We start from the raw sequence: 23,594 nt of genomic DNA, 5'->3' as shown, positions 1-23,594 counted from the left end.
ATAAATCAGCGGCCGCAGGCCGGGGTTCGGGATGGCGAAAACCTCGGCGTCTTCAGTCACGGTCCATAACCTGCCTGTGGGGAAGAAGGGAGAAAAAGATTCCGCAGGGAACCTGAAGTTCATCGGCACTTACCGAGGTCTTTTCGAGGTTAGTGTCCGTTATGCACTCCAAAGAGCGCAAGCGTTTCCCGCAGGAACTTTTTCTGCCCGGATTCCCCACCCGCGACAACCTGCAAGCCGGGACTGAAGACTCACAACCTCCCTCTCACCATCCCGCCCCCCGACCGTCCCGGCGGCGTTCTCATTCCTCAATTAAATCCCTATTTACGGATGAAAGTCTGATATGTTATACTAAAAAACAACAGGCACAGAGCGGAAGAGGGCGGCCGCGATTTGTGGCACATAATACAGAAAGGAGAGCGGCATCTGCCGCAGGGAGTGATAATGACAGAACGCCATACGAAAATACTTGATATAGTCAGCGAGGAGAAAAAGGTGGAGGTAAACCGGTTGTCGGAACTCCTGGGCGTTTCACAGGTGACGATCCGCAAGGATCTTGATATGCTGGAAGAGAGAGGGCTTCTTTCACGTGAGCATGGCTATGCAGTCATGAAGAATGTAGATGACATCAACAACAGAATGGCGGTCCGCTACGATACGAAACTGAAAATTGCAAAAGAGGCGGCAAAGAGCGTCGTGAACGGTGAGACGATCATGATCGAATCCGGTTCCAGCTGTGCACTTTTGGCGGAGCAGCTGGCCGTGGATAAGAAGGATGTGACGATTATCACCAATTCCGCATTTATAGCCAATTATATAAGGGAGATATCCGTAGGGAGAGTCATCCTGCTGGGGGGAGAGTATCAAAAAGAGTCCCAGGTCATGGTCGGTCCTCTTGTCAGGCAGTGTGCCGGAGAATTTTACGTAGATAAGCTGTTCGTGGGAACGGACGGTTTTGTGCCGGAGATCGGGTTTACCGGCGGTGATATGATGAGGACCGAGGCCATGAAGAGCATGGCGCAGTCGGCAAAGAAAGTAATTGTAGTCACGGATTCCAGCAAGTTCTGTAAACAGGGCGTGGTCGTGCAGTTCAAACTTTCGGAGGTCCACAGCGTCTATACGGACAGCGGACTTTCAAGGGAGGCGAAGGAACTGCTGGAAGAGCAGGGACTGAAAGTGTGCCTGGCAGGCGAGTGATATAATAAGAGAATAATATAATGAAAAATACGATAAAAAAGAGCAGGCGCTTTATCCGGTGGAGGGATAAGGCGCTTGCTCTTTTAGGAATGCCGGCTACATGGAAACATCCAGCCCGGCTTCTTTAAATACGTTGAAATACTCGGTTAAATCTTCCGGGTGAAGAGCTTTTACGTCTTTCAGCTCATACGGGACCTGCAGCTCCTCATACTTTTTCTCGCCAAACTGATGGAATGGAAGCAGATTAACCGTATCTACCCTGTGTGCTTTGAGAAGTTTTACAAACTCCCTCGCATCATGCAGGCTGTCGTTGATATGCGGGATGACCGGGATACGGGCGATCACCGGAACCTTCATTGCGATGGCAAAATCCAGGTTTTCCAGGATGGACTGGTTGGAGACGCCGGTGTATTTGATATGTTCCCTGTCACTGTGGTGCTTGATATCCAGCAGAAGTAAATCCGTTCCTGCAATCACCCTGGAGAAGACAAGAGGGGTTGCGAATGCCGTGGTTTCCAGTGCGGTATGGATTTTCTGTTCCCTGCACTTCTTTAGAAGCTCGGCGGCAAAAGCAGACTGCATCAGGACCTCTCCACCCGAGAGTGTGACGCCGCCGCCGGATTCCTGGTAAAAATCCATGTCTTTTAATACTTCTTCCATCACCTCATCCACTTCCATCATATTGCCGACGAAAGTCAATGCCCTTCCGGGACATTGGGTAATGCAGCTTTTACACCCGGTACAGTGCTCCGGGTCAAATACCAGATTGTTGTTCTTGAAGCTGATACAGCCGGCGGGGCATTTGACCTCGCACAGATGGCCGTACAGACATTTCTTTTTGTCCCAGAGTATCTGAGTAGGGCGCTGCTGCGACTCAGGGTTCGAACACCAGGGACATCGTAAGGGACATCCTTTGAAAAATACGACCGTCCTGATTCCCGGACCGTCATGGATACTGAATTTCTGGATATTAAAGATATTCGCCTTCATATTGGTAAGCTCCTGCTACTCTTAACAGTTAATGTACGTATGAAAAACAACTATTGCATACTATAGCACAACCGAATTCAAAAGTAAATAAGTTTCAAATGAAAATATAATATTGACAAAATGAAATAAAGAGCGTAAACTGAAATCATTAAAAAGAAAAAAAATCGGCAAAATGTCTTTGCTGGATTGAGTAAAACTGTTTTTATAGGCAAAGTGCCTGAATGAAAGGGAGCGCAGTGAAACAGCTTCTTTCATATGAAGAAAAAACGGCAGGAAAAAATAATTTAAAAAGAGATGTTAAATTTACATAGTGCGGTTTTGAGGAGGATATGACCATGGAAAACAATCATTTTGGAAAGCTGACGGAGCGTATGCATCATTTCAGAGAAGAACTTCTCGATGCCAGGCCCTATGTCTGCGCGGAGCGGGCCGTCCTGACGACGGAGAGTTACAGACAGCATGCGGATAAACCGGTTGTCCTTAAGAGGGCTTACATGCTGCAGAACATTCTGGAGCATATGACCATTTTTATCGAGCCGCAGACGCTGATTGCCGGGAACCAGGCATCCGCGAACCGTTCGGCCCCCATTTTTCCCGAATACGCGATGGACTGGGTGATTGATGAACTGGATCAATTTGAGCAGAGGGACGGGGATGTCTTTTATATCACGGAGGAGACCAGGAAAGAGCTCAGGGAACTGGCTCCATACTGGGAGCATAACACGACAAAGGACAGAGGCCTTGCGGCAATGCCGGAGCAGAGCCGGATCTTCTATGACCTTGGAATTATCAAGGCGGAAGGAAACATCACCTCGGGTGACGCCCATCTCGCAGTAGAGTATGAGAAAGTGCTGAAACTCGGTCTGAAAGATTATGAAAAACGCACCCGGGAGGCGATGAAGAGTCTTGAGCTGACCGAGATGGAGAGTCTGAAGAAATTCTATTTCTATCAGGCCATTTTAATTGTCATAGACGCCGTCAGGAATTTTGCCGCACGGTATGCAAAGCTCGCCCTCTCACAAGCCGAAGCGCTGGAGGACAAAAGAGAGCAAAAGAGAGCCGGGGAGCTTAGGGAGATGGCGCGTATCCTTACCAAAGTGCCCTATGAACCGGCGGATACGTTTGCCGAGGCGATTCAGTCTATGTGGCTCGTCCATCTGGTGCTCCAGATTGAGTCCAACGGCCATTCCCTTTCCTATGGAAGAATGGATCAATATCTGAACCCATTTTACCAGAGGGATCTTGAGAGTGGCAGGGTAACGGAAGAATCGGCCTGTGAACTGATGACAAATCTATGGCTTAAAACATTTACAATTAATAAGATTAGAAGCTGGTCCCACACCCAGTTCAGCGCAGGAAGCCCGCTCTACCAGAATGTTACGGTCGGAGGACAGACAGCCGGGAAACAAGACGCGGTCAATCCGATGACCTATCTGATTCTCCGGAGTGTGGCACAGACGAGGCTGCCCCAGCCGAACCTGACCGTGCGCTATCATGCCGGCCTGAGTGAGGAATTCATGGAAGAATGCATTGAAGTGGTGCGCCTGGGCTTTGGAATGCCCGCCTTTAATAACGATGAGATTATTATTCCATCATTTATTGAAAAGGGGGTAAAGGAGGAGGACGCTTATAATTACAGCGCCATCGGCTGTGTCGAAACGGCGGTTCCGGGAAAATGGGGATACCGTTGTACGGGAATGAGCTTTCTTAATTTCCCCAAATCACTTCTGATTGCACTGAACGACGGAGTGGATCCGGAGTCGGGAGTGAAGCTGTGCGAGGGGGCCGGACATTTCAGAGATATGACATGTTACGGGGACGTGGAGCGGGCCTGGGATAAGATTATCAGAATCTTCACAAAACACAGTGTCATTATTGAAACCTGCTGTGATATGGTCCTGGAAGAAAACGTGCCCGACGTGCTCTGTTCTTCCCTGGTGGAGGACTGCATCGGCAGAGGAAAGACCTTGAAGGAAGGCGGCGCCGTTTATGACTTTATCAGCGGCCTCCAGGTGGGAATTGCCAATATGGCGGACTCCCTTGCCGCCATTAAGAAATGTGTGTTTGAGGATAAAAGCTTTACGGCCGGGGAATTGTGGGATGCCCTGATGAACAACTTTGAGGGGGAGAGGGGGAACTGGATCAGAAATCAGCTTCTTGCAGCCCCGAAGTACGGCAATGACGAGGATTATGTGGATTCCCTGATCCGGAGCGCCTACGACGTCTATATTGACGAGATTAAAAAATACCACAACACCCGCTATGGCAGAGGTCCTGTGGGCGGTGTCTACTATGCGGGAACCTCCTCCATATCGGCCAACGTGGGCCAGGGCCTGGGGACGTTAGCCACACCGGACGGAAGGAAAGCCAGGGAACCGCTGGCGGAAGGATGTTCCCCGAGCCATGGGATGGATCGGAAAGGACCGACGGCCGTTTTTAAGACCGTTGCCAAACTGCCCACAAAAGAGATTACCGGCGGAGTTCTGTTAAACCAGAAGATAACGCCGCAGCTCCTCTCAAAACCGGAAGACAGGATGAAGCTCACGATGCTTTTGCGCACATTTTTCAACCGCCTCCACGGGTATCATGTCCAGTACAATGTTGTATCAAAGGAGACACTTAAGGCAGCGCAGAAAAATCCGGAAGAGTACCGCGACCTGATCGTCCGCGTTGCCGGGTATTCGGCATTCTTTAATGCATTGTCACGTCAGACGCAGGATGATATTATAGAGAGGACGGAGCAGAGTCTGTAAGGACCGGATGCAGCCGGCAAAAAACGTTACTGTTCACCCCCCAGCTAAAAGCAGCTGTGCTGCGAACAATAACACGCTTCGCGATGCACAGAAACGACAAAAAATGCCGTTTCGCGCGACACAACTCGGGATTTTCACGAAAAAACGTGAAAACACCTCGCGGAATACATCCTGTGTGAACAGTAACGAAATAACACAGATCAAAGCGGAGGATACAGAAATCATGGAATTTTTATTTGATACAGCCAATATCGAAGACATCAGAAAATACAGCGCCATCTATCCGATCACGGGCGTTACCAGCAACCCCTCTATCATTAAAAAGGAAGGTAAAATCGATTTTTACAGCCATTTCAGGGAAATCCGGTCACTGATCGGCATGGAACGCTCCCTGCATATCCAGCTCACGGCGCCGGATGAGGCGACGATGATGAGGGAGGCCGACGCCGTCCTGAACCGGGTGGATGACCGGGTATTCATCAAAGTCCCCACGAATGAGACGGGACTGAAGGTGATGAGGGCTCTTAAAAATGAAAAAGCCGGAGTGACCGCTACGGCCGTGTACTCGAAAATCCAAGGTTATCTCGCGCTGGAGGCAGGGGCCGATTTCATAGCGCCTTACTATAACCGTATGGAAAATCTGGACATTGACTCCTTTGGGACCATTGCGTCCCTGGCGGAACAGATTAGAAATTACGGTTATAAGACGAAAATACTGGCGGCCAGCTTTAAAAATATTGCACAGGTAAATGCGGCTTTCGCAGCTGGCGCCCAGACGGCGACGCTCCCTCCGGAGCTTCTGCATGAGGCGATGGGAATGGCGGCCATCGGAAAGGCCGTGGATGATTTCCATCATGACTGGGAGAGTGTGTTTGGAGACAAGGATTTGACACAGCTGTAAAGGTATGCCGCCGTCCGCGGCACCGCGTTTTAAACATGTGGCTGAGGCGTAATAAAAGGGGAGACAGGATGAAATATCTTGTGATAGACATTGGGGGATCTTTTATAAAATATGCGCTGATGGATGAGGCGTACAACGTGATGATGACCGATCAGCTTCCCACTCCGAAGGAGGGGAGGGAGGCTCTGATCGAGGCCGTCGGAGGACTTTACGATAAGTTTGCCGGGGAGATAAGCGGCATGGCGCTGGCGGCTCCGGGAATTATCGACAGTGAAAAAGGTTATTTTTATACCGGGGGAGCGCTGCGGTATAATGAAGGTTTTGCAATGAAGGAGGCGCTTTTAAGACGCTGTCCGACCAGAATCCATATTGAGAATGACGGAAAGTGCGCCGCTATGGCCGAGGCGGAGCTGGGCAGCCTGTCCGACGTGGAAAACGGCGTCGTGCTTGTGCTCGGCACAATGATAGGCGGAGGGATTATCGCAGGCGGAAAGCTCTACAGAGGAAGCCATTTTTCGGCCGGAGAGGTTTCCTTTGTCTGCACGGCAGGGACGGAGCGGCCCGGCGCCGGAAATATTTGGGGCAACCGCTGCGGGGGCGTGTCCCTGGCAAAGAGAGTGGCGGAGAAAAAGAAGATTCCATACAGCGAGATGGACGGAAAAAGGGTTTTTCAACTTGCCGGGGATGGGGACGAGGAAGCGCTGCAATGTCTGGATGACTATACAAAAGAGATTGCAGTCCAGATATTTAATCTCCAGAACATCCTGGACCCTGAGCGGTTCGCCATTGGAGGCGGCATCAGCGGCCAGCCTCTGCTGATGCAGTATATTGAAAAGAACCTGGACGAGATATACAGTGGGTTTACCTATATTGTCAGAAGAGCGGAAGTAGTGGCCTGCCAATATCTGAATGCATCCAATCTGCTGGGCGCTCTTGTTTGTTTCCTGAAAGAGGAACAGGAATCAACAGGAAGAAGTGGGGGAAAATAGAAAAGAATAGAAAAAACAGGAGAGGCGCAGACTGCAAAACAACCTGGACCTCTCCTGTTTTTTCTATTCTTTTCTTTCCGCCATATAGCGTTCAACTTCGCCGGCAGTCAGTTTCCGGATCCTGGTGTGCGGATATTCCCGATATTGATCCGCCGTATAAACAGGTTCCATTCGTTCGCATGTCTTGTCTTTGTTCTTTTGAAGGTAAAGACGCAGGCTTTCGGCGTCCTCAAAAATCTTATAGGAGGCCCTGCCTGTTTTGCTTTTAAGCTCATAGACACCACAGGGCTTTTTGGACGTGTAATCTGCGGTGCGAAGGTAAAGCGCTGCGATTTCGGCGGACTTAAACGGGAAATTCCACCTCTGTAAATTCCGGATCGGATCATGTTCGATACAGATACAGCGGCCGCAGGTCCCGCAGATGTACTGCGTATGGTTTTGTAGACAGTCGAACGGTTTCAAAAGCGGAGTAATCCTGTTTTTTTCGGAATAACATTCCTGACATCGGGGCATAGCATTTCTCCATTCTGTACTTGTCGTACTATTTTTTACGGAAATGTTTTCGAAGCCGGATCCCCAGGGCAATACTGATAAGGAAGATTACGGCAAAAATGGCGATAAGCGGCCAGAAATTGGAATGGTAACTTCCTTCCCCGGTTTCTCTTGTCCGGTTATCCTGTCCGTCTGCGGCGGCCATACTTTCTTCCGTTCTGTCAGATGCTGAGACATCCTGGCTTTCCGGTGTTCCGTCAGCCTCTGCATCAGAAGTATCCGCCGCCTTTTCCCAGACGGTTTCTTCCACAGTGGTTCCATCCTCCTGGCGTATGTACGCGGCGATCCTATCACTTTCGATGGATTTAAAGTCGTTTATGGCTCCGCCGGAATGGATAAAAACTTCCCAGGCGGCCGCCGTGCCGCCTTTTTCTTTTTCGGGCAGAAGCTCCAATGTGTTTGGATCGGTTCCGCTCACCTCATAGGGGCCCCAGACGGCGTCCCAGATATCCCCCTTTTTGTCCAGGGAAAGAAGAACGAAATCACCCTTTTCCGGCCGGGTTTTGCCATGGTAAGAAATCAGATAGGAGAAAATTTGTCCGTCATAGCCGGTCAGGTCGGCGGTCAATGAGGCCGGAATTTCATCAACCGGCAGCATACGGTCTATTACATTTTTCTCAGCGCCCTCCGGGCCGCAGGTGAATGCGTGGTTTACCGTCACCCGGCACAGGGTTCCATCTATCTCTTCAACTGTTCCGATGATAAGCGCATTCTGCTCTCCGTGCCACATCCCGTACTCGGCGTCGTGGGCCAGGGCGGTCAGTGTAAAGACAAGGCACAGCAGGAGAATGAGGGGCAGGGCGGTCAAACTTCTTACCGCTTTCCTGCGGGAGGAACTGGTGGGAAATACCATAAAATCACGTTTCCTTTCTCTGCTAACGGCAGTTATCGGCAATGATCGGGTCAGCGGTTAATCTCGGGCAGACGGCAGAGCGTATCAAGAAGCTGTGACAGTGATTCCTCGCTTTTACCGTATTCCGCAATATGTTCAATGCCCAGAAGTTCTTCGGCGCTTTCTGCGGTGAGGCTTTTGCTCTCTTTGACTCCGCCGCCGTCGGACGGATAATCCCAGCGGACTTCCCCGCAGTTCTCAATCAGAGCCAGGAGGCAGCCTGCGGCCTGATACATGCGTCTGGTATCCGGTTCGCTTTTAAAATGAATTATGTACGTGTAAGGTTCCTCCGAGGTCTGAAGTTCGGTGGTTCTCTCTTCCCCTATGTTAAAACAGTCGGACAGCAGGCCGAACAGACGGCCGTCCGCAGAGGCGTCGCCGATATACTTATTCTTTGCCTGGTAAAGTTCTTCGCTGTACAGAGGGGGCAGTCTGTAAACCGCAAAGACAGTCCCCAGTGAGGCAGGTTCCCCCTTTTCCACCTTCCCGTTCCATACGATGCGGGCGGTGTCACCCGGTTTCAGATCGGGAACCTCATTGGTGGAGAGGACGGTGTCCGAAAGCGCGATGACGGACGCTTTTTTTAGAATCGCTTCCCCCTTGAACGGTTCCACGGTGTATCCGTCTTCCGTAACTTTCGTGACCACGGCATTAAAATACTCGTCTCCCTTTTCGGAGCAGGCCGAGACGGACAGGGCTATAAGTACCCATAGTACGGACAGGACGGCAGCTTGTTTCAATTTCATATCTTAACACCCCTTTCGGCCGGCAGAACCGCTGCAGCGGGTACCGGTAAATACATATTGCTATTTTAAACGATTTGAGGCCATGATCCTATTACGGCCGTCCTAAGAATTCTTACATTTCCTTTTCAGTTTATCGTTTTAGGGCGCGGTTATAATCCGGTGGCATTGTGGTATTCTTCTTTCACCTCCTGGATAAAACGCTCAATTTCCGGAATTGCTTTATCTGCAAGCTTGTTGTAAGCCAAATAGACAGGCAGCTTGCAGTCTCCAATCGAAATAGGGCACAGCGACTGAGTGATATCAGGACGGCTGTATTTCAGCTGGCTGAAGATCACGCTGGTGAGTCCTACGCCTTTTGCTGCCAGGTCAAGGGCCAGAGGGGCCGACGAGGCCTTAATGGTAGTTTTCGGCGCGTAGGATTTCTGGCGTAAAGCGGCCTCTGCATAGCTGGCCTTATATTGGATCATGGGTATATCATTCAGCTCGGAAGGATTTATGAAGATGGGATGATCGATATCCGCATGGGTAATGTCATAATTTTTCAGCGCCGGATGATTTTTTGCTCCGATAAGCAGCACCGGCTCGTACAAGAGCAGTTCGACCATAATGGAGGGATCGGTGTTTGGCGCGGCAACACAGGCAATATCTATCTTCTGGGCAGCCAGCTGATGGTACAGGTTATAGCTGTAGTCGGAAATAGGGTCAATCCTGATAGCCGGATAATTTTTTGCCATCCGTGGCAAGATGCGTGACAGAATATAATCTCCACTGATATGGGGGACTCCGACTCTGAGAATCCTCTCTCCCAGGGCGTTCTGTTCCTGAAGATCCCGATACAGGGATCTTTCCAAACTGAGAATCTTTTTACCATAATTGCAGAAAATTGTCCCGGACTCTGTTAATTGGACAGGGGTTGAACTTCGATCGAACAAGTTCGTTCCCAATCTTTTTTCCAGTGTGCTGATGTAGCGGCTCAGGGAAGGCTGAGAGACATAGAGAATTTCCGCCGCGCGGCTGAAACTTCCACATTGTGCGACGGTCAGAATATACTGGAAATCTTTTTCATTCATGAAAATTGCTCCTTTTCCGGTAACGAATGACGTACCAAGGCAAATAATGTGACATTTTACTAAACAAGTTACGGCATAAGTATATCATACCAAAAATGGTATGTGAAGCATGGCAGAAAATATATTGGACGATTTGCATATTTTTGTGTATTTTTAATAAAAAGGGTTGAGAAATCAGCTAAATGATTTCACCTAAAAAAAGAGAGGGAGAGAAATATGAAACGAAAAATGCGTCAAATCTTTTCTGTTACCATGTCAATGGCAATCCTGTTATCTTTAACTGCCTGCGGCGGCAAAGCGCCCGCAAGTAACAACGGAGGCGGAACGTCTCCTGCAAGCGAGGCTGCAGGGGAAGCTTCCGGTGAGAAAGTCAAGATCAGCATTGCCACCACCAATGTGGACGGCGATCCCATGCAGGATCTGATTTACTATTTTGAGGAGCAGGTGGACGAAATTCTGCCAGGCCGTGTGGAGTGGGTTAATTATACCAACAGCTCGATGGGTTCCGAGCGCGAACTTGGTGAGATGGTTATGAACGGAGGCCTGGATGCCTCTCTGCAGGGACCGTCGAATATCACGGCTTTTGCGCCTATGAACGCGGTCCGTCTTCAGGACGTTCCTTTCCTGTTTAAAGATCAGGACGAGCTGTATGCCGCCACCAACGAGTGGTACCGGGATATGATCAACAAAGAATGCGAGCCTTACGGATTTACCACGATGTTCTTTGAGTATTTCATGGGACAGGAAATTGAGAACACAAAACGCCCTGTCACCACTCCCGAAGATATGGTCGGGTTAAAAATCCGCGTGTATGATTCTCCGGGCCCGTACAACTTCGTGGAGGCCTGCGGCGGCCTGCCCGTGGCAATGGCTTTCAGTGAGGTCTACACAAGCCTGCAGCAGGGAGCCATCGACGGCACCTATACCACGACTTCCAGCTTTGTGGCTGATAAGCTGTGCGAGGTTACCAAGTACCATACGAAGATGAGTATTACAAACCTCGGCATGACGCTGATTTGGAATTCAAAATCCCTCGAAAGCTATCCGCAGGATTTGAAGGACGCTCTGGCGGAGGCCGCTAAACGAACGGAAGAGCATTGCCAGAAGGTGGTAAGCCCGGAGGTTAAGGAAAGCGTCTACGCCGAGATCGAAGCCGAGGGTGTTGAGGTGAACGAGGTCACCGAAGAAGACTACCAGCGCTTTGTGGAAAAGGTAGAGGCATATTGCTACGATAAAATGCGCGAAGATATCGGAGCAGAAGTCTGGGATCAGTGTGTAGCGTGGCTTAAGGAGTACCGCGCCCGATAGATTAATCCATTCCGCTGTGCTTTTGATAGGAGGGTTGTATGAAAAAAATATACCAAATTTATAATCAGATCGAAAGGACAATCCTGGGACTGATTTTGATTGTGTTGATTTTTATGGGTTTTATTTCTGTGGTCTGCCGCTTTGTCCTCAGGGTGCCTCTGGCCTGGGCGGAGGAATTTATGCTCTTCTGCATGGTATGGATCGCATATCTGGGAGCCAGCGCCGCAGCGAACGAGCGTAAGCATGTCCGGGTCGGCCTCTTTGTCGGATTTATGCCGAAGCCGGTCCAGAAAGTGGTATCTTTGCTCGCTGATATCCTGTGGGTAATCTGCGCCCTGTTTTTAATCTATTTGGGATATATCGTCACTTCTGGATATATTGCCCATAAGGCTGCGTCTCTGGGCGGAGGGTATCCCTATTGGATTGCATCAATTTCGATTCCCGTCGGCATGATTTTGATGTCAATCCGCGTCATTCTTGCCATGGTGGATACAGTGCGCGGGAAGAGCGATGAGCGCTCAATCGAAGAAATCATTAAGGAGGAGACTGACGCATGAATACGGCATTGATTCTCGGACTATTTTTTATACTTATCATTTTGAAAGTGCCTGTAGCCTTCGCCCTGGTTCTTTCCTCGATTATCAGCTGCTTTATTCTGCAGTTGGCTCCGCTCAGCACAGTTGCCGCGGCTGCCATGAACTCGCTGTTTTCTTATCCGCTGCTGGCAATCGCCTTTTACATTTTTGCCGGTTCGGTCATGACCCGCGGAGGAATCTCCAGAAAACTGTGCAAATGGATCGATACAATGTTTGGACGGTTTACCGGTGGACAGGGTATGGTCACAATCGTGACTTCCGCTTTCTTTGCCGCGCTTAGCGGCTCCGCCTCCGCCACCTGTGCTTCTATCGGTTCCATGATGGTGCCTGAGATGGAAGAGCAGGGGTACCGTAAGCCCCAGGCTCTGGCTATTGCTGCTGCGGGCGGCGTCATCGGCCCCGTAATTCCGCCCAGCAACATGTTCGTACTGTACGGCGTTGCGTGCGGCGTGGGTGTGGGCGAGCTGTTTTTAGCCGGCATTGTCCCTGGTATTTTAATGGCTGTGTTCCTGTGCATAGCTGTTTCCATAACTGCAAGAGCGGAAGGGCTGAAGGGCAGGGGCAATAAGTTCAGCATCTCTGCATTCCTGCACACACTGTATGACGCAAAGTGGGCGATTATGGTTCCCGTAATCATTCTGGGCGGTATCTATTCCGGTGTTTTCACACCGACGGAGGCCGGGGCCGTTGCCTGTGTCTATGCCATAATCGTGGGCCTGCTCATCGAACGGACGTTGAATCTTAAAAGCCTGCTGGACTGTGCTGCAGAAGCTGCCATTACCAGCGCTACCATTTTCATTCTGCTTTCTGCCGCAGGTATTTTTGGCAAGATTATGACACTGGCCCAGGTACCCCAACAGTTGTCGGCAGCGATACTTTCTGTTTCACAAAACAAGTTCGTTGCCCTGATGCTCATCAATCTCCTTCTGCTGTTGATTGGCTGTATTATGGACGGCGGCGCCGCACTGGTCATTCTGGCGCCCCTGCTGCTCCCCGTTGCGGTGGCCATGGATATCAACACGATCCAGTTCGGTATCATCCTGTGCCTGAACCTGAGCATCAGCGCAATTACGCCTCCGGTAGGCACCTGCCTGTTTGTCGCGTCGGTCATGGGCGAAATGCCTTTGGAAAAGATAGCGAGGGAGATTCTGCCCTTCCTGATTGCCGAGGTGTTAGTGCTGGTGGTTGTCAATGTGTTTGAACCGGTCACACTTGCCCTGGTAACCCTGTTGAGGTAGGGAAGAGACAAAGGAGGATAACATGGTTCAGATTTTAATGAGGCCGGAGCTGCACAAGTTCGGAAGCTGTAAGGAATTTGCCGAAGAACTGCATCTGTGCGGCGAAGACCTGGTACTTACCAACCAATATATTTACGAGCCGTATTTTGGGAAACTCGGTCTGGATGTAAAGCTGGTTTATCAGGAGAAATATGGAGCTGGGGAGCCCACGGATGTTATGACGGAGCAGATTATCGCGGACGCCGCGAAACTGGGCGGGTACAGGCGTATCATCGCCATCGGCGGCGGGACAGTCATTGATATCGCCAAGGCCATGGCGGTCGGTTCTCAGGACGGGAACATGGACGGACTCTACAATTCCATGCCGGATCTTAAGAAAAACTGTGAGCTGATTATTGTGCCCACGACGTGCGGCACCGGAAGTGAGATGACCAATGTGGCTGTATTCAGCCGGACCAGGATGGGGACGAAGATGGGGCTGGTCGGCGAGGCGATGTACGCGGATAAAGCGGTTCTGATTCCGGAGCTGCTAAGCGGCCTGCCCTTCGGTGTTTTTGCCACCAGTTCCATCGATGCGCTGGTTCACGCGGTGGAGTCCTGTCTCTCACCAAAAGCCACCGTGTACACGAAGACCTTTGGGTATCAGGCCATCGAGATGATTCTCTCCGGGTATCAGAAAATGGCAGAGTGCGGCCTGGAAAGCAGGAATGGCCTGCTGGAGGATTTCCTGACTGCTTCGAATTTTGCAGGCATCTCCTTCGGTACCGCAGGCTGCGGGGCGGTGCATGCCATGGCATATCCTCTGGGTGGAAAATACCATGTACCTCACGGGGAGAGCAATTACGCCATTTTTACCGGAGTGATGAAAAATTATATGGAACTCAAATCAGACGGGGAGATCGCCGTAATGAACAGCCGGCTTGCCGGACTGCTTAACTGCGGCAAAGACAATGTATACGACCGTCTGGAAGACTTGCTAAACCGGATTTTACCGAAAAAGAAACTGCGCGAATACGGCGTCACCGAGGAGGATTTGAGTGCGTTTTCAAAGAGCGTGATGGAGACCCAGGGCAGGCTGATGGCCGGCAGTTTCGTCCCGCTGGACTATGACCGCGTGCTGAAAATCTACACAGAGCTCTACTAAACCGGGACGGTGTACGGCGAAGAATCATTGAAAAGCAAATAAATAATTATAAATATGAAATGGAGGAAACAACAATGGATATTACAGATTGCAAGGATTTCAATTACGAGGATTTGGTGAAAGAGAGAGGCACGAAGAAGTTCGGTTATGTTAACATCGCCAAGAAGGTCGATGGATCGGATGTCCGCATTCCGTACATGGTCGTGACCGGCGCCGAGGAAGGTCTGACGATTCTGGTGGAGGCCTGCTGCCACGGTGACGAGCAGGAGGGAACCGAGGGGCTGATTAAGCTTTACAAGGAGCTGGATCCCATGAAGCTGAAGGGAACTCTGGTGGGCATTCCGGCCCTCAACCTGGAGTCATTCAATGCCGGTGACCGCAGCGCCCCGCAGGATTGGTCCCATCAGGATATGAACCGCTGCTTCCCGGGAGATCCAAGCAGTTTCATTACAAAAAAGGTTGCTCACTACTATTGGGAGAACTTTGTCAAGAATGCAGATCTCTCCATCTCGTTCCACGGCGGCGGAAATCACCTTTGGATCGAGCCTCTGTCTCTGTACCCATGCGGTTCCGATCCGAAGCTGAATGACATGGTCAGGAGGATGGCTTATGCCACAGGAACGAAGCTGATTTGGATCGAAACCATGGAAAGCACCGAAGGCTGCGGATTCCAGGAGTCGAATGCCTATGCGGACGGCGTGGCCAGTATCACCGTAGAACTGGGCGGCCAGTGCATCCGTCATGAGCACAGGGATGAAATGGTTGCGATGGCGGCCGACACCATCAGAAACGTAATGATGGAGTTTGATATGCTGGAGGGAGACGTTCCCTATATCGACGAACACATTGAGATCGAGACGCTCTACCTGCATACCCTGGACGGCGGCTTCCACAAAGTAAAAGTAAAACCGATGGAGTTTGTCAAAGAGGGCACCGTGTTGTCGGAGATCGAGGATCTGTTCGGCAATAAGGTGAGCGAGATGATAGCTCCCTTTGACTGCTACATCTGTTCCTATTGGTGCTACCCTGTAATCCAGCCGGGCAACTGGGGCTTTATCCTCGGCAAGCCGCTGCATCCTGAAAATATCCGATAGTAACACTGAAACAAGAATACGGCCAATACTACAGAACTTTCCGCCTGACACCGTTTTTAAATGGTGCCGGGCGGAAAATGTTTGCCTGGCAAGGAAGAAGTCTTCATCATCCTCAATGGCTGGCTGGCCTCCGTTGCTGTCGTATAAAGTCTGATATCCATCCGGAAAAACAGATTTTGTCAAAATCGGGAAAAATAAATTGTCAAATATTTCAGAAGAATTGACAAGCCTGTTTTTTTATATTATACTTAACCTGTGGTTAATCACTTACATAAGACAGCTTACGAAAGATAACTTACAGAAGAAAAAAGCAGAAGATACCAAAGAACAGCATCAGAAAGTACATAAGAACTACTCAGGTACAGAAGACAGAAAGCTACACCAAGCGTTCACAAAAGACAAAAAGTACAAAAGACAAATTTTCAAAATACAAAAGATAAAGCACAAACCAAATACAGATGAAGAGCTGCTTCATTTTGTATGATATAGCAATCACTATATTGGAGCAAATGAAACCCAGCAAAGAACAGGTAATCCTGTTTTTTGCTGGGCTTTTTTTCGTCCTGCCGGGAAGTGACCGGGGGATGCCATCATGTGCCAGAGTGATTTTCAAACACGCTCTGGGAAGGAGGGAACTTGAAATTTGAAGAATTGATCTGCAAGGATTCGGATGCGATGATCCGCGATCTGAAGAAGCTGATTGCCATCAAAAGCGTAGGACAGAAAGGGGAGGGCGGATATCCTTTTGGAACCGGGGTTCACCGGTGTCTTAAAGAATGTCTTTCCCTGGCGGAAAAGATGGGATTTCAGACCGCCAATATCGACAACATGCTCGGATACTGTGAATACGGCAGCGGAGAAGAGATGACGGCTGTGCTGGGACATCTGGATGTGGTTCCGGAAGGGGAGGGCTGGACGCGTCCTCCCTATGGAGGGGAGGAAGAAAATGGGCGCATTTACGGACGCGGAGCCATTGACGACAAAGGCCCTTTGATAGCCGCCATGTATGCTCTGAAGGCGGTAAGAGAGTCGGGGATCCCACTTAAACGCCGGGTCAGGATTTTCTATGGCCTCAATGAGGAGACCGGCAGCGCCGACATGAAGTATTATCTGTCCCACGGAGGCGAGGTTCCCGTCATGGGATTTACACCCGATGGGGAATTTCCCTTAATCAATGGGGAGAAGGGCATTGTCAACGCAGTCTATGAAAAGAAGATTCCACAGAAGGAGCCGGTATCCGGTAAAGGAATACGAATCCTGGAAATCCATGGGGGCACGGCGGTCAACGTTGTACCGGCCCTGGCGTCCGCCGTCATAGAGGAAGACGGAGAGACAAAAACAGTGTGGGAGGAGGGGACGGGAGCCCACGCCAGCATACCGCATAAGGGCGTCAATGCCGTTGGTAAGCTCCTTGCAGGGCTGGACGGATTGGAATCAGGAGGAAAACTGCATGACACCATTCATTTTCTTGCTGAAAGATTTGGAACGGAATGGGACGGACAGAGCGCGGGAGTGAAATGCTCCGACGCTGTTTCAGGGGATCTGACCCTGAACCTGGGAACCATCGCCTATGACGGGGAGACGCTCCGCGTCGGGTTCAGTATGCGCTATCCCGTGACCCTGGACTTTGAAACCTGTGGGCGGAAGCTGGAAGAGCTGATGCACGGGGCGGGATTTGCGACAGCGGAACTGGTACATAAAAAAAGCCTCTATATGGAGGAGGACAGCCCTCTGGTGAAAATCCTTTCATCCGTCTACGAGGAAGTGACCGGTTTTTCCGGAAAACCCAAGTGCATCGGAGGAGGCACATATGCCAAGATGATGCCGAATATTCTGGCCTTTGGCCCCGTATTTCCCGGGGATCCGGTCTGTGAACACGAACCGGATGAGTACGTGGAGCGGGAAAAATTAATCCGCGCCTGTACGCTCATGGCACATGCAATCAGCCGGATGGCCGGTGAAGAAGATTAACATGGCGACATAAAGAAAACAGAAAGCAGGGAGAACATGAAGATAACAGAGATAAGAACAGGCACGCTGTCGGTGCCGCTCCATGTGCCGTTTAAAACGGCGCTGAGAACCGTGACCCATGTGGAGGACATCATCGTTGAGGTCCACACCGATACGGGAAATACCGGATATGGGGAGGCGCCGCCTACCGGGGTGATCACGGGAGACACCAGGGGGAGCATCCTGGGAGCAGTTAACGAGCATATGAGGCATCTCCTGATCGGGCGCGAAGTAGATGATTTTGAGTCGCTGCTGAAGGACCTCAATGCCTGTATGGTCAAGAACAGCAGCGCCAAAGCCGCGCTTGATATGGCGCTATACGATCTGTACGGCCAGCTCTACGGCATACCGGTGTACAAGCTGCTCGGCGGCTGCAGGGATACCATCCGGACCGATATCACAATCAGCGTGAATTCCCCGGAACAGATGGCGGAGGACACAAAAACAGCGCTGAAACGCGGGTATGACTGCCTGAAGATTAAAGTTGGAAGCGACCCGTCCATGGATGTGGAGAGGCTCCGCGCCGTGAGGGAGACGGCGGGGAAGGATATCTGTATCCGGATCGACGCCAACCAGGCGTGGACACCCAGAGAGGCGGTAAAGCTTCTGAACCAGATGCAGGAATACGGTCTGGATATCGAGTTTGTCGAACAGCCGGTAAAGGCCGCCGACTTCGAGGGCATGAAATATGTAACGGAACATTCCTGCATTCCGGTGCTGGCCGACGAGAGCGTATTTTCACCTCAGGACGCCGTGAAAATCATGCAGATGCGGGCCGCCGATCTGGTCAATATCAAGCTGATGAAATGCGGGGGAATCTACAATGCGCTGAAGATAGCTTCGGCCGCCGAGATATACGGCGTCGAGTGTATGATCGGCTGCATGCTTGAGACCAAGGTAAGCGTCAATGCCGCGGTCCATCTGGCCTGTGCAAAACAGGTAATTACGAAAGTCGATCTCGACGGTCCCGTACTCTGCAGTGAAGATCCCGTAATCGGAGGAGCCGTATTCAACGAGAAAGAGATCCGTGTAAGCGGCAGACCGGGAATGGGGATTGAAGGAATCAGGGGAGTTGTATATCATTAAAAATGCCGCCAATCAAGTGACAAAGCACAATAAAATGTATTGAGACTGATCAGATAAAGAAATGTCTTTAAGGAGGATACTATGGAATCTACAATGATATTTGGAATTTCACCCATATTTGCATTGCTGCCGTTAATTATTTACATCATACTGGCGTTTAAGGATATCAACCCGGTGCTGAATGTGGTTATCTGCGTTGTGTTAAGCGCAATCATGACAAAACAGCCGTTTTCCGCCATGGGCGGCGTGCTGGCCGACTCCATCGGCTCATTCCTGGGCATGATTGGATTCATTATCATGCTCGGTTCGGCTCTGGGGGCCGTGTTAAAGGAAACCGGCGTTGCGGAATTCCTGATTATGGCCCTGATGCATAAAATCGGCATTGACAGTGAGAAGAAGGCAATCATTGCATCGATGATTACTTCTATCGTGGTTGTGGCTCTTCTCGGAACACTGGCCGGAGCCAATGCAATCATCGCGCCGCTGATTATTCCGCTGGTGGCGATAATTGGACTGACGCCGTCCACAATGGCGGCGGTACTGATGGGAGCGGGAATCACGGGCCTTTTTATCGGGCCGTACTCTCCCCAGGTGGTGACGATTATGTCCCTTACGGGCATGACATACGGAAATTATTTTATCCAGGTCGGCCTTCCCGTGGCGGCGCTCTGCTGGATCACGACATTCGTTTGTTCCATCAGAATCCAGAATAAAACGAGAAACGTGTATAAATATGAGGACGTGGAAGAGGCAAAAACAGATTATTCCGCAAGTCCGGAAGCGAAACGCGCGACAGCCGTATTTTTTGCCTGTATGGTACTTCTGATTGGTTATGGAATCTACCTTCAGTCGGGATCTTCCTATGCGATCCTGGTCATCTCCGTGACGGCGATTATCACCGGTCTTGCAGGCGGAATTCATCCCGACAAGCTGTTCGACGTCATGATCGAGGGCGCCAGCAGGATGATGTGGCTCTTTATCATGTTCGTATTATTTACTCCGTTTATCGGCTTTGTTTCCGAGGCGGGAGCATTTGATGCGCTTGTAAAATTGATCGAGCCGCTGCTCCGTTCCAACAGTAAAATTATTGTTTCTTTAATCACCGCGCTGACGGGAATCTTCGGCGTGGGCGGAGCCGCTGCGGCACAGTCGGTTGTTATGGACAGCATGTTTAAAGAACTTGTAAATAATATCGGAATGTCCACGGGACTTTGGGCAACCGTACTGCTGGTAGGCTCCCAGATTACATCCTTTGCCTATCCCGAGGCGGACATGCTGGGACAGATGGGACTCGCCCGCTCCAAGGATCTGAAGAATATGGTGAAATTCGGCGTCACGATCACCATCGTTACGATTATCTATGTAGGCGTACGCGCAATTTTCGGATAGGGGAGAAGAAGGATGACATACAGGGAGAACCTTTTAAGAAAGATAAACGAATATACCGAATCACAGAGCGGAACGATTTCCGTCTCATTTTACGACCTGAAAGAACAGGACGGATTTTCGATAGACGGCGGCCGGCGCGTTCCCTCCGCCAGCACGATCAAGCTGGTTATCATGGCGGAGCTGATGCGCCGCGTCCGCAGGGGAGAACTGTCGCTGGACGACAAAATTACCGTTACCGAGGAGATGAAGACGGGCGGCGACGGAATACTTAAGGAACTGGCTCCGGGACATTGCTTTACGATAAAAGAGATTATGACGCTGATGATTATTATCAGTGACAATGAGGCTACCAATATCCTGATAGAAATGCTGGGAATGGACGGCATTAATAAGATGGCGGGGGAACTGGAACTGAAAGAGGCCTCGCTGGGGCGGAAGATGATGGATTCCGAGGCCAAAAAGCAGGGGCGTGATAATTACATCTGCGCCGACGACATTGCCCTGATTCTCAGGAAAATCTATACGGGAGACTGCGTGGACGGTGAGGCCAGCGCTATGATGCTTGATATCCTGAAAAGGCAGCAGCAGTCCGGCCGCCTCCAGCTCTATCTGCCCGAAGAGGTGGAGGTGGCGCACAAGTGCGGAGATCTGGATTTCCTGGAAAATGACGGCGGGATCATCCTGCTTCCGGATCATCCCTACATTCTTGTGATCCTTACCAGCGGGATGCCGACAAATAAGGACGGCAGAGAGGCAATCGGCAGAATATCCAGGATCGTATACGAGGAACTTTCATAGGCCGCGCGGCCTGTGTGGAAAGTCAGGAATATTTATGGAGGCAGCCGCAAATGAAGTTTATTTGCGGCTGCATTTCTTGACAGGAAAATGATACCTGCCGTATAATAAATAACAGTTCAGCTATGATGCAATCCGCGAGGCGTTTTCGCAGAGTTCTGTGAATATCACGAGTTATGCGGAGCGATGCGACGCATACTTTAAACTGCTGTTCGCGGACAGTATACAGTTTAATGGGGGTAGGGGAGATGAATCAGGAGGAGACGGTGTACATCATCGGTGAGTCCAGGACGAACCTGGATAATGCGATTACAAAGGTCTATGGGACATTCTACATTGCCTTTGAAATCATACCGGAGACAGAGGAGATTGTGGACGTGGACTGTTCACGGACTCTGGAGCTGACAAAGGATTTCATACGGAGGCTGTTTCTGGGGAAAAGAATAGAACTCGATTCGGAGAAAATTGAGGCGGAGGTTAAAAGACGGTATTTTGGTTCATCGACAAAGGCGATCATCGTCGCTTACCGTGATGCACTGAAACGTTTTCAGAAGATTAAGGAATCATAATATGACGAATGAACAGATACTGACCTGTGCGATCAATATAGGGGAACAGCTTCTGGTGAACGGTGCGGAGATCAGCCGTGTGGAGGATACCATCAGCCGCATCTGCAGGGCATACGGGGTGCGCCAGAGCCATATTTTTTCCATTGCCTCCTGTATCATAGTCTCTCTGGAAACGGCAGATGGCGAATGGATTACCCAGACGAGAAGGATCCTGAATTACGGGACCAATATGTATAGACTGGACAGGCTGAACAACCTGTCCCGGAAAATCTGCGCCGGGCGTCCGTCCTGGGACACGGTGGAAGAGGAGTTTGAGGCAATTGTGCAGAGCAGGGAGTATTCCCCTGCGGTACAGGTCGCGGTCTGCGCGATGGTGGCCGCCGCTTTCACCATTTTTTTCGGGGGAACCTTAAGAGACGGGCTCGCCGCCGCCTTTGTCGGAGTGCTCTTAAAAATGACACTGTTCGGCCTGCAGGCCATGAAAATGAAACAGATTTTTTCCAATATTATCTGTTCCATCCTATCGGGTCTCGGCTGTATCTTTGTATGCTTTGTGGGCCTTGGGCGGAACCTGGATGCAATCATGATAGGAAATATCATGCTGCTGATTCCGGGAGTCCTTCTGACAAACTCATTCCGCGACTTCATCAGCGGTGACATGATCAGCGGCCTTCTTCACTTTTCAGAGGCGATCATCACGGCAATCTGTGTGGCCGGCGGATTTATCATTGCGATTATCCTGACGGGAGGCAGCTTATGAGAGATGCATGTTTTTCAATCGCCGCATCCTTCTTCGGATCGCTGGGCTTTGCCATTCTTTACAACACCAGAGGCAGGCGAATCCTGATTTCCTCCCTCGGAGGAGCCGCTTTCTGGGGACTCTACCTGGTCTTTTTTCACTATGTGCAGAATGACTACCTCGGCTTCTTCACCTCAGCCATCCTGATCACAATCTACGCCGAGATATGGGCCAGAATATTAAAAACACCGGCGACCACGGTCCTGATGCCGACGGTCATTCCCTTCATCCCGGGAGGTGCTCTCTACTACGCCGTAAGCGCGGCCCTGAAGATGGACATGCCCGTCTTTGCCGAAAAAGCCCGCTCCGCCCTCGGCCTGGCGGTAGCCCTGGCAGCCGGGATCATGGTCGTGACATCACTTCGCGGACCGGTGGATATGCTGTTAAAAATGGCAAACAGCAAAAGACGTAACTAAACAAACAGGGAGCTGTCACTGAACCGTGACATGCTCCCTTTATCTTTCGTCAGGCGCCTTCTGTCAGGCATCCGCCCGGTACCTCCAGACGCCGTCCTCAAAATAACGGCTGATTTTTCCAAGTTTCTCCAGATGATCCACGTGAGCCATGCATTCCCCTACTGCAAACCACTTTTGGGCCGCGGGAAATTCCTCCCAGCTGTTTGCCCGGATCTTCCAGCGCATTTTTCCGGTCAGCTCATAAATTGTCATATCCGGTTTTTCCTTCAGAAGTTTTATGACCTCCTCCAGACGTTTTTCATGGTGAAGCAGAAGCTGTTCAATCCTCTCCCCATAATTTCCCGTCTTCCTGTGACCCGGGAATGCAAAAACCACCGGATACTTCTTTGCTTTCTTCAGGCTGTCCAGATAATTACCCAGAGAGTCCTCCACACCCAGCCAGGATGTAATATTTGGAGAAATGTCAAACAGGATATGATCTCCTGTAAACATAAAACGCTGATTTTCTTCCCAGAACATCGCGTTGCCGGGCGTATGTCCGGGCACGGAAATCATAGTCAGGCTGTATGGACCGGCCTGAATCTTATCGCCTTCATGCAGCGGGCAAAAGCGTCCGTCCAGTGCATCCAGTTTATAGCGGGACGCCGGATTAACCGCCTCTGTTTCATTTAACAGCTCCTCGGGGAAACCGGCCTCCAAAAACTGGCGGTGGCGGAGCAGACTCCGCTGCGGAAGAAATCCCTCCTGTAATACCTTGAAATCCGTCTCGCTGATATAAATCCGTCCGTCCGGGGCCGCTGCCTCCCTGGCAAGTCCGGTGTGATCCGAGTGGAGATGCGTGAGAAGCACATCGATCCGGCTTGTACTGCTGCCGGCTTCTTCAATGCCTGCCATCAGCGCCTCCCGGCATTCCGGACGGCGGAATCCCGTATCAATTAGAAGATCCCGCTCCCCGCCCCGGATCAGGTAGCTGTTGAGCTCCCTTAAGGGATTCTGAGGCAGCGTGACGCCCAGCCTGAATATATTTTCTTTTATCTGTTCAACCGCATGCTCTCCCATA

23 protein-coding genes are annotated in these 23,594 nt (G+C 50.7%); 17 read left to right on the top strand and 6 right to left on the bottom strand.

Annotated elements, in window-relative coordinates; genetic code table 11:
* Positions 1 to 444: 444 nt before the first annotated feature.
* Positions 445 to 1,197 (top strand): DeoR/GlpR family DNA-binding transcription regulator, encoded by a 753-nt coding sequence (locus V3C10_20200; protein WVP61599.1) that lies wholly within the window; start codon positions 445 to 447, stop codon positions 1,195 to 1,197.
* Positions 1,198 to 1,293: 96 nt separating this feature from the next.
* Here the strand turns inward: V3C10_20200 and V3C10_20195 are convergent, their stop codons facing one another.
* Positions 1,294 to 2,187, bottom strand: a complete 894-nt coding sequence (locus V3C10_20195; protein WVP61598.1) for a glycyl-radical enzyme activating protein — start codon at positions 2,185 to 2,187, stop codon at positions 1,294 to 1,296.
* A gap of 335 nt (positions 2,188 to 2,522) precedes the next feature.
* Between V3C10_20195 and V3C10_20190 the strand changes: the two genes are divergently transcribed.
* The 3 genes from V3C10_20190 (at position 2,523) to V3C10_20180 (ending at position 6,830) form a co-directional block, all read left to right on the top strand.
* Positions 2,523 to 4,940 carry a glycyl radical protein gene (locus V3C10_20190; protein WVP61597.1) on the top strand — a complete coding sequence of 806 codons (2,418 nt, stop codon included), beginning with the start codon at positions 2,523 to 2,525 and terminating at the stop codon, positions 4,938 to 4,940.
* A gap of 223 nt (positions 4,941 to 5,163) precedes the next feature.
* Positions 5,164 to 5,841 (top strand): fructose-6-phosphate aldolase, encoded by a 678-nt coding sequence (locus V3C10_20185; GenBank protein WVP61596.1) that lies wholly within the window; start codon positions 5,164 to 5,166, stop codon positions 5,839 to 5,841.
* 68 nt (positions 5,842 to 5,909) lie between these two features.
* The gene (locus V3C10_20180) at positions 5,910 to 6,830 is read left to right on the top strand and encodes an ROK family protein (protein WVP61595.1); all 921 of its coding nucleotides are present in this window, start codon (positions 5,910 to 5,912) and stop codon (positions 6,828 to 6,830) included.
* A 63-nt stretch (positions 6,831 to 6,893) separates the two neighbouring features.
* On the opposite strand, the gene V3C10_20175 is transcribed toward V3C10_20180, so the two are convergent.
* From V3C10_20175 to V3C10_20160, 4 genes are all read right to left on the bottom strand, one after another.
* Positions 6,894 to 7,343, bottom strand: coding sequence for a hypothetical protein (locus tag V3C10_20175; GenBank protein WVP61594.1), 450 nt, complete (start codon positions 7,341 to 7,343; stop codon positions 6,894 to 6,896).
* Positions 7,344 to 7,371: 28 nt separating this feature from the next.
* On the bottom strand, positions 7,372 to 8,235 hold the full coding sequence (locus tag V3C10_20170; protein WVP61593.1) for a hypothetical protein: 864 nt from the start codon (positions 8,233 to 8,235) through the stop codon (positions 7,372 to 7,374).
* 50 nt (positions 8,236 to 8,285) lie between these two features.
* The gene (locus V3C10_20165) at positions 8,286 to 9,020 is read right to left on the bottom strand and encodes a DUF4825 domain-containing protein (protein WVP61592.1); all 735 of its coding nucleotides are present in this window, start codon (positions 9,018 to 9,020) and stop codon (positions 8,286 to 8,288) included.
* Positions 9,021 to 9,169: 149 nt separating this feature from the next.
* A complete protein-coding gene (locus V3C10_20160; GenBank protein WVP61591.1) occupies positions 9,170 to 10,090 on the bottom strand; it encodes a LysR family transcriptional regulator in 921 nt (306 codons plus the stop codon).
* Positions 10,091 to 10,306: 216 nt separating this feature from the next.
* On the opposite strand from V3C10_20160, the gene V3C10_20155 reads away from it, so the two are divergent.
* The 13 genes from V3C10_20155 (at position 10,307) to V3C10_20095 (ending at position 22,534) form a co-directional block, all read left to right on the top strand.
* The gene (locus V3C10_20155) at positions 10,307 to 11,398 is read left to right on the top strand and encodes a TRAP transporter substrate-binding protein (GenBank protein WVP61590.1); all 1,092 of its coding nucleotides are present in this window, start codon (positions 10,307 to 10,309) and stop codon (positions 11,396 to 11,398) included.
* A 38-nt stretch (positions 11,399 to 11,436) separates the two neighbouring features.
* Complete coding sequence (locus tag V3C10_20150) at positions 11,437 to 11,955, top strand: TRAP transporter small permease (protein WVP61589.1); 519 nt, start codon at positions 11,437 to 11,439, stop codon at positions 11,953 to 11,955.
* Positions 11,952 to 13,232 (top strand): TRAP transporter large permease, encoded by a 1,281-nt coding sequence (locus V3C10_20145; GenBank protein ID WVP61588.1) that lies wholly within the window; start codon positions 11,952 to 11,954, stop codon positions 13,230 to 13,232. Before V3C10_20150 ends, V3C10_20145 begins: the two co-directional genes overlap by 4 nt.
* Before the next feature lie 22 nt (positions 13,233 to 13,254).
* The gene (locus tag V3C10_20140; protein WVP61587.1) at positions 13,255 to 14,376 is read left to right on the top strand and encodes a 4-hydroxybutyrate dehydrogenase; all 1,122 of its coding nucleotides are present in this window, start codon (positions 13,255 to 13,257) and stop codon (positions 14,374 to 14,376) included.
* A 74-nt stretch (positions 14,377 to 14,450) separates the two neighbouring features.
* Positions 14,451 to 15,470, top strand: coding sequence for a M14 family metallopeptidase (locus tag V3C10_20135; GenBank protein ID WVP61586.1), 1,020 nt, complete (start codon positions 14,451 to 14,453; stop codon positions 15,468 to 15,470).
* A 199-nt stretch (positions 15,471 to 15,669) separates the two neighbouring features.
* Complete coding sequence (locus V3C10_20130) at positions 15,670 to 15,954, top strand: hypothetical protein (protein WVP61585.1); 285 nt, start codon at positions 15,670 to 15,672, stop codon at positions 15,952 to 15,954.
* A 152-nt stretch (positions 15,955 to 16,106) separates the two neighbouring features.
* The gene (locus tag V3C10_20125; GenBank protein WVP61584.1) at positions 16,107 to 17,441 is read left to right on the top strand and encodes a Sapep family Mn(2+)-dependent dipeptidase; all 1,335 of its coding nucleotides are present in this window, start codon (positions 16,107 to 16,109) and stop codon (positions 17,439 to 17,441) included.
* A gap of 36 nt (positions 17,442 to 17,477) precedes the next feature.
* Positions 17,478 to 18,566 carry a dipeptide epimerase gene (locus V3C10_20120; GenBank protein ID WVP61583.1) on the top strand — a complete coding sequence of 363 codons (1,089 nt, stop codon included), beginning with the start codon at positions 17,478 to 17,480 and terminating at the stop codon, positions 18,564 to 18,566.
* 81 nt (positions 18,567 to 18,647) lie between these two features.
* Positions 18,648 to 19,955, top strand: coding sequence for a Na+/H+ antiporter NhaC family protein (locus tag V3C10_20115; protein WVP61582.1), 1,308 nt, complete (start codon positions 18,648 to 18,650; stop codon positions 19,953 to 19,955).
* 12 nt (positions 19,956 to 19,967) lie between these two features.
* Positions 19,968 to 20,753 (top strand): serine hydrolase, encoded by a 786-nt coding sequence (locus V3C10_20110; GenBank protein WVP61581.1) that lies wholly within the window; start codon positions 19,968 to 19,970, stop codon positions 20,751 to 20,753.
* A 245-nt stretch (positions 20,754 to 20,998) separates the two neighbouring features.
* Positions 20,999 to 21,319, top strand: a complete 321-nt coding sequence (locus tag V3C10_20105) for a DUF3870 domain-containing protein (protein ID WVP61580.1) — start codon at positions 20,999 to 21,001, stop codon at positions 21,317 to 21,319.
* A gap of 1 nt (position 21,320) precedes the next feature.
* Positions 21,321 to 22,079, top strand: a complete 759-nt coding sequence (locus V3C10_20100; GenBank protein WVP61579.1) for a threonine/serine exporter family protein — start codon at positions 21,321 to 21,323, stop codon at positions 22,077 to 22,079.
* A complete protein-coding gene (locus V3C10_20095) occupies positions 22,076 to 22,534 on the top strand; it encodes a threonine/serine exporter family protein (GenBank protein WVP61578.1) in 459 nt (152 codons plus the stop codon). The genes V3C10_20100 and V3C10_20095 overlap by 4 nt, the downstream gene beginning before the upstream one ends.
* 63 nt (positions 22,535 to 22,597) lie before the next feature.
* Here V3C10_20095 and V3C10_20090 read toward each other — a convergent pair whose 3' ends face one another.
* Positions 22,598 to 23,593, bottom strand: a complete 996-nt coding sequence (locus tag V3C10_20090; protein ID WVP61577.1) for an MBL fold metallo-hydrolase — start codon at positions 23,591 to 23,593, stop codon at positions 22,598 to 22,600.
* Position 23,594: the final 1 nt, after the last annotated feature.

It is taken from the genome of [Clostridium] symbiosum, assembly GCA_036419695.1.
Lineage (GTDB): Bacteria > Bacillota > Clostridia > Lachnospirales > Lachnospiraceae > Otoolea > Otoolea symbiosa_A.
Note: the sequence above shows the minus strand (reverse complement) of the source record. Positions and strands in the feature narration are given on the sequence as shown.

Coding starts and splice junctions, on each gene's coding strand:
- V3C10_20200 (WVP61599.1), top strand. CDS start 445: ATGACAGAACGCCATACGAAAATACTTGATATAGTCAGCGAGGAGAAA.
- V3C10_20195 (WVP61598.1), bottom strand. CDS start 2,187: ATGAAGGCGAATATCTTTAATATCCAGAAATTCAGTATCCATGACGGT.
- V3C10_20190 (WVP61597.1), top strand. CDS start 2,523: ATGGAAAACAATCATTTTGGAAAGCTGACGGAGCGTATGCATCATTTC.
- V3C10_20185 (WVP61596.1), top strand. CDS start 5,164: ATGGAATTTTTATTTGATACAGCCAATATCGAAGACATCAGAAAATAC.
- V3C10_20180 (WVP61595.1), top strand. CDS start 5,910: ATGAAATATCTTGTGATAGACATTGGGGGATCTTTTATAAAATATGCG.
- V3C10_20175 (WVP61594.1), bottom strand. CDS start 7,343: ATGCCCCGATGTCAGGAATGTTATTCCGAAAAAAACAGGATTACTCCG.
- V3C10_20170 (WVP61593.1), bottom strand. CDS start 8,235: ATGGTATTTCCCACCAGTTCCTCCCGCAGGAAAGCGGTAAGAAGTTTG.
- V3C10_20165 (WVP61592.1), bottom strand. CDS start 9,020: ATGAAATTGAAACAAGCTGCCGTCCTGTCCGTACTATGGGTACTTATA.
- V3C10_20160 (WVP61591.1), bottom strand. CDS start 10,090: ATGAATGAAAAAGATTTCCAGTATATTCTGACCGTCGCACAATGTGGA.
- V3C10_20155 (WVP61590.1), top strand. CDS start 10,307: ATGAAACGAAAAATGCGTCAAATCTTTTCTGTTACCATGTCAATGGCA.
- V3C10_20150 (WVP61589.1), top strand. CDS start 11,437: ATGAAAAAAATATACCAAATTTATAATCAGATCGAAAGGACAATCCTG.
- V3C10_20145 (WVP61588.1), top strand. CDS start 11,952: ATGAATACGGCATTGATTCTCGGACTATTTTTTATACTTATCATTTTG.
- V3C10_20140 (WVP61587.1), top strand. CDS start 13,255: ATGGTTCAGATTTTAATGAGGCCGGAGCTGCACAAGTTCGGAAGCTGT.
- V3C10_20135 (WVP61586.1), top strand. CDS start 14,451: ATGGATATTACAGATTGCAAGGATTTCAATTACGAGGATTTGGTGAAA.
- V3C10_20120 (WVP61583.1), top strand. CDS start 17,478: ATGAAGATAACAGAGATAAGAACAGGCACGCTGTCGGTGCCGCTCCAT.
- V3C10_20115 (WVP61582.1), top strand. CDS start 18,648: ATGGAATCTACAATGATATTTGGAATTTCACCCATATTTGCATTGCTG.
- V3C10_20110 (WVP61581.1), top strand. CDS start 19,968: ATGACATACAGGGAGAACCTTTTAAGAAAGATAAACGAATATACCGAA.
- V3C10_20105 (WVP61580.1), top strand. CDS start 20,999: ATGAATCAGGAGGAGACGGTGTACATCATCGGTGAGTCCAGGACGAAC.
- V3C10_20100 (WVP61579.1), top strand. CDS start 21,321: ATGACGAATGAACAGATACTGACCTGTGCGATCAATATAGGGGAACAG.
- V3C10_20095 (WVP61578.1), top strand. CDS start 22,076: ATGAGAGATGCATGTTTTTCAATCGCCGCATCCTTCTTCGGATCGCTG.
- V3C10_20090 (WVP61577.1), bottom strand. CDS start 23,593: ATGGGAGAGCATGCGGTTGAACAGATAAAAGAAAATATATTCAGGCTG.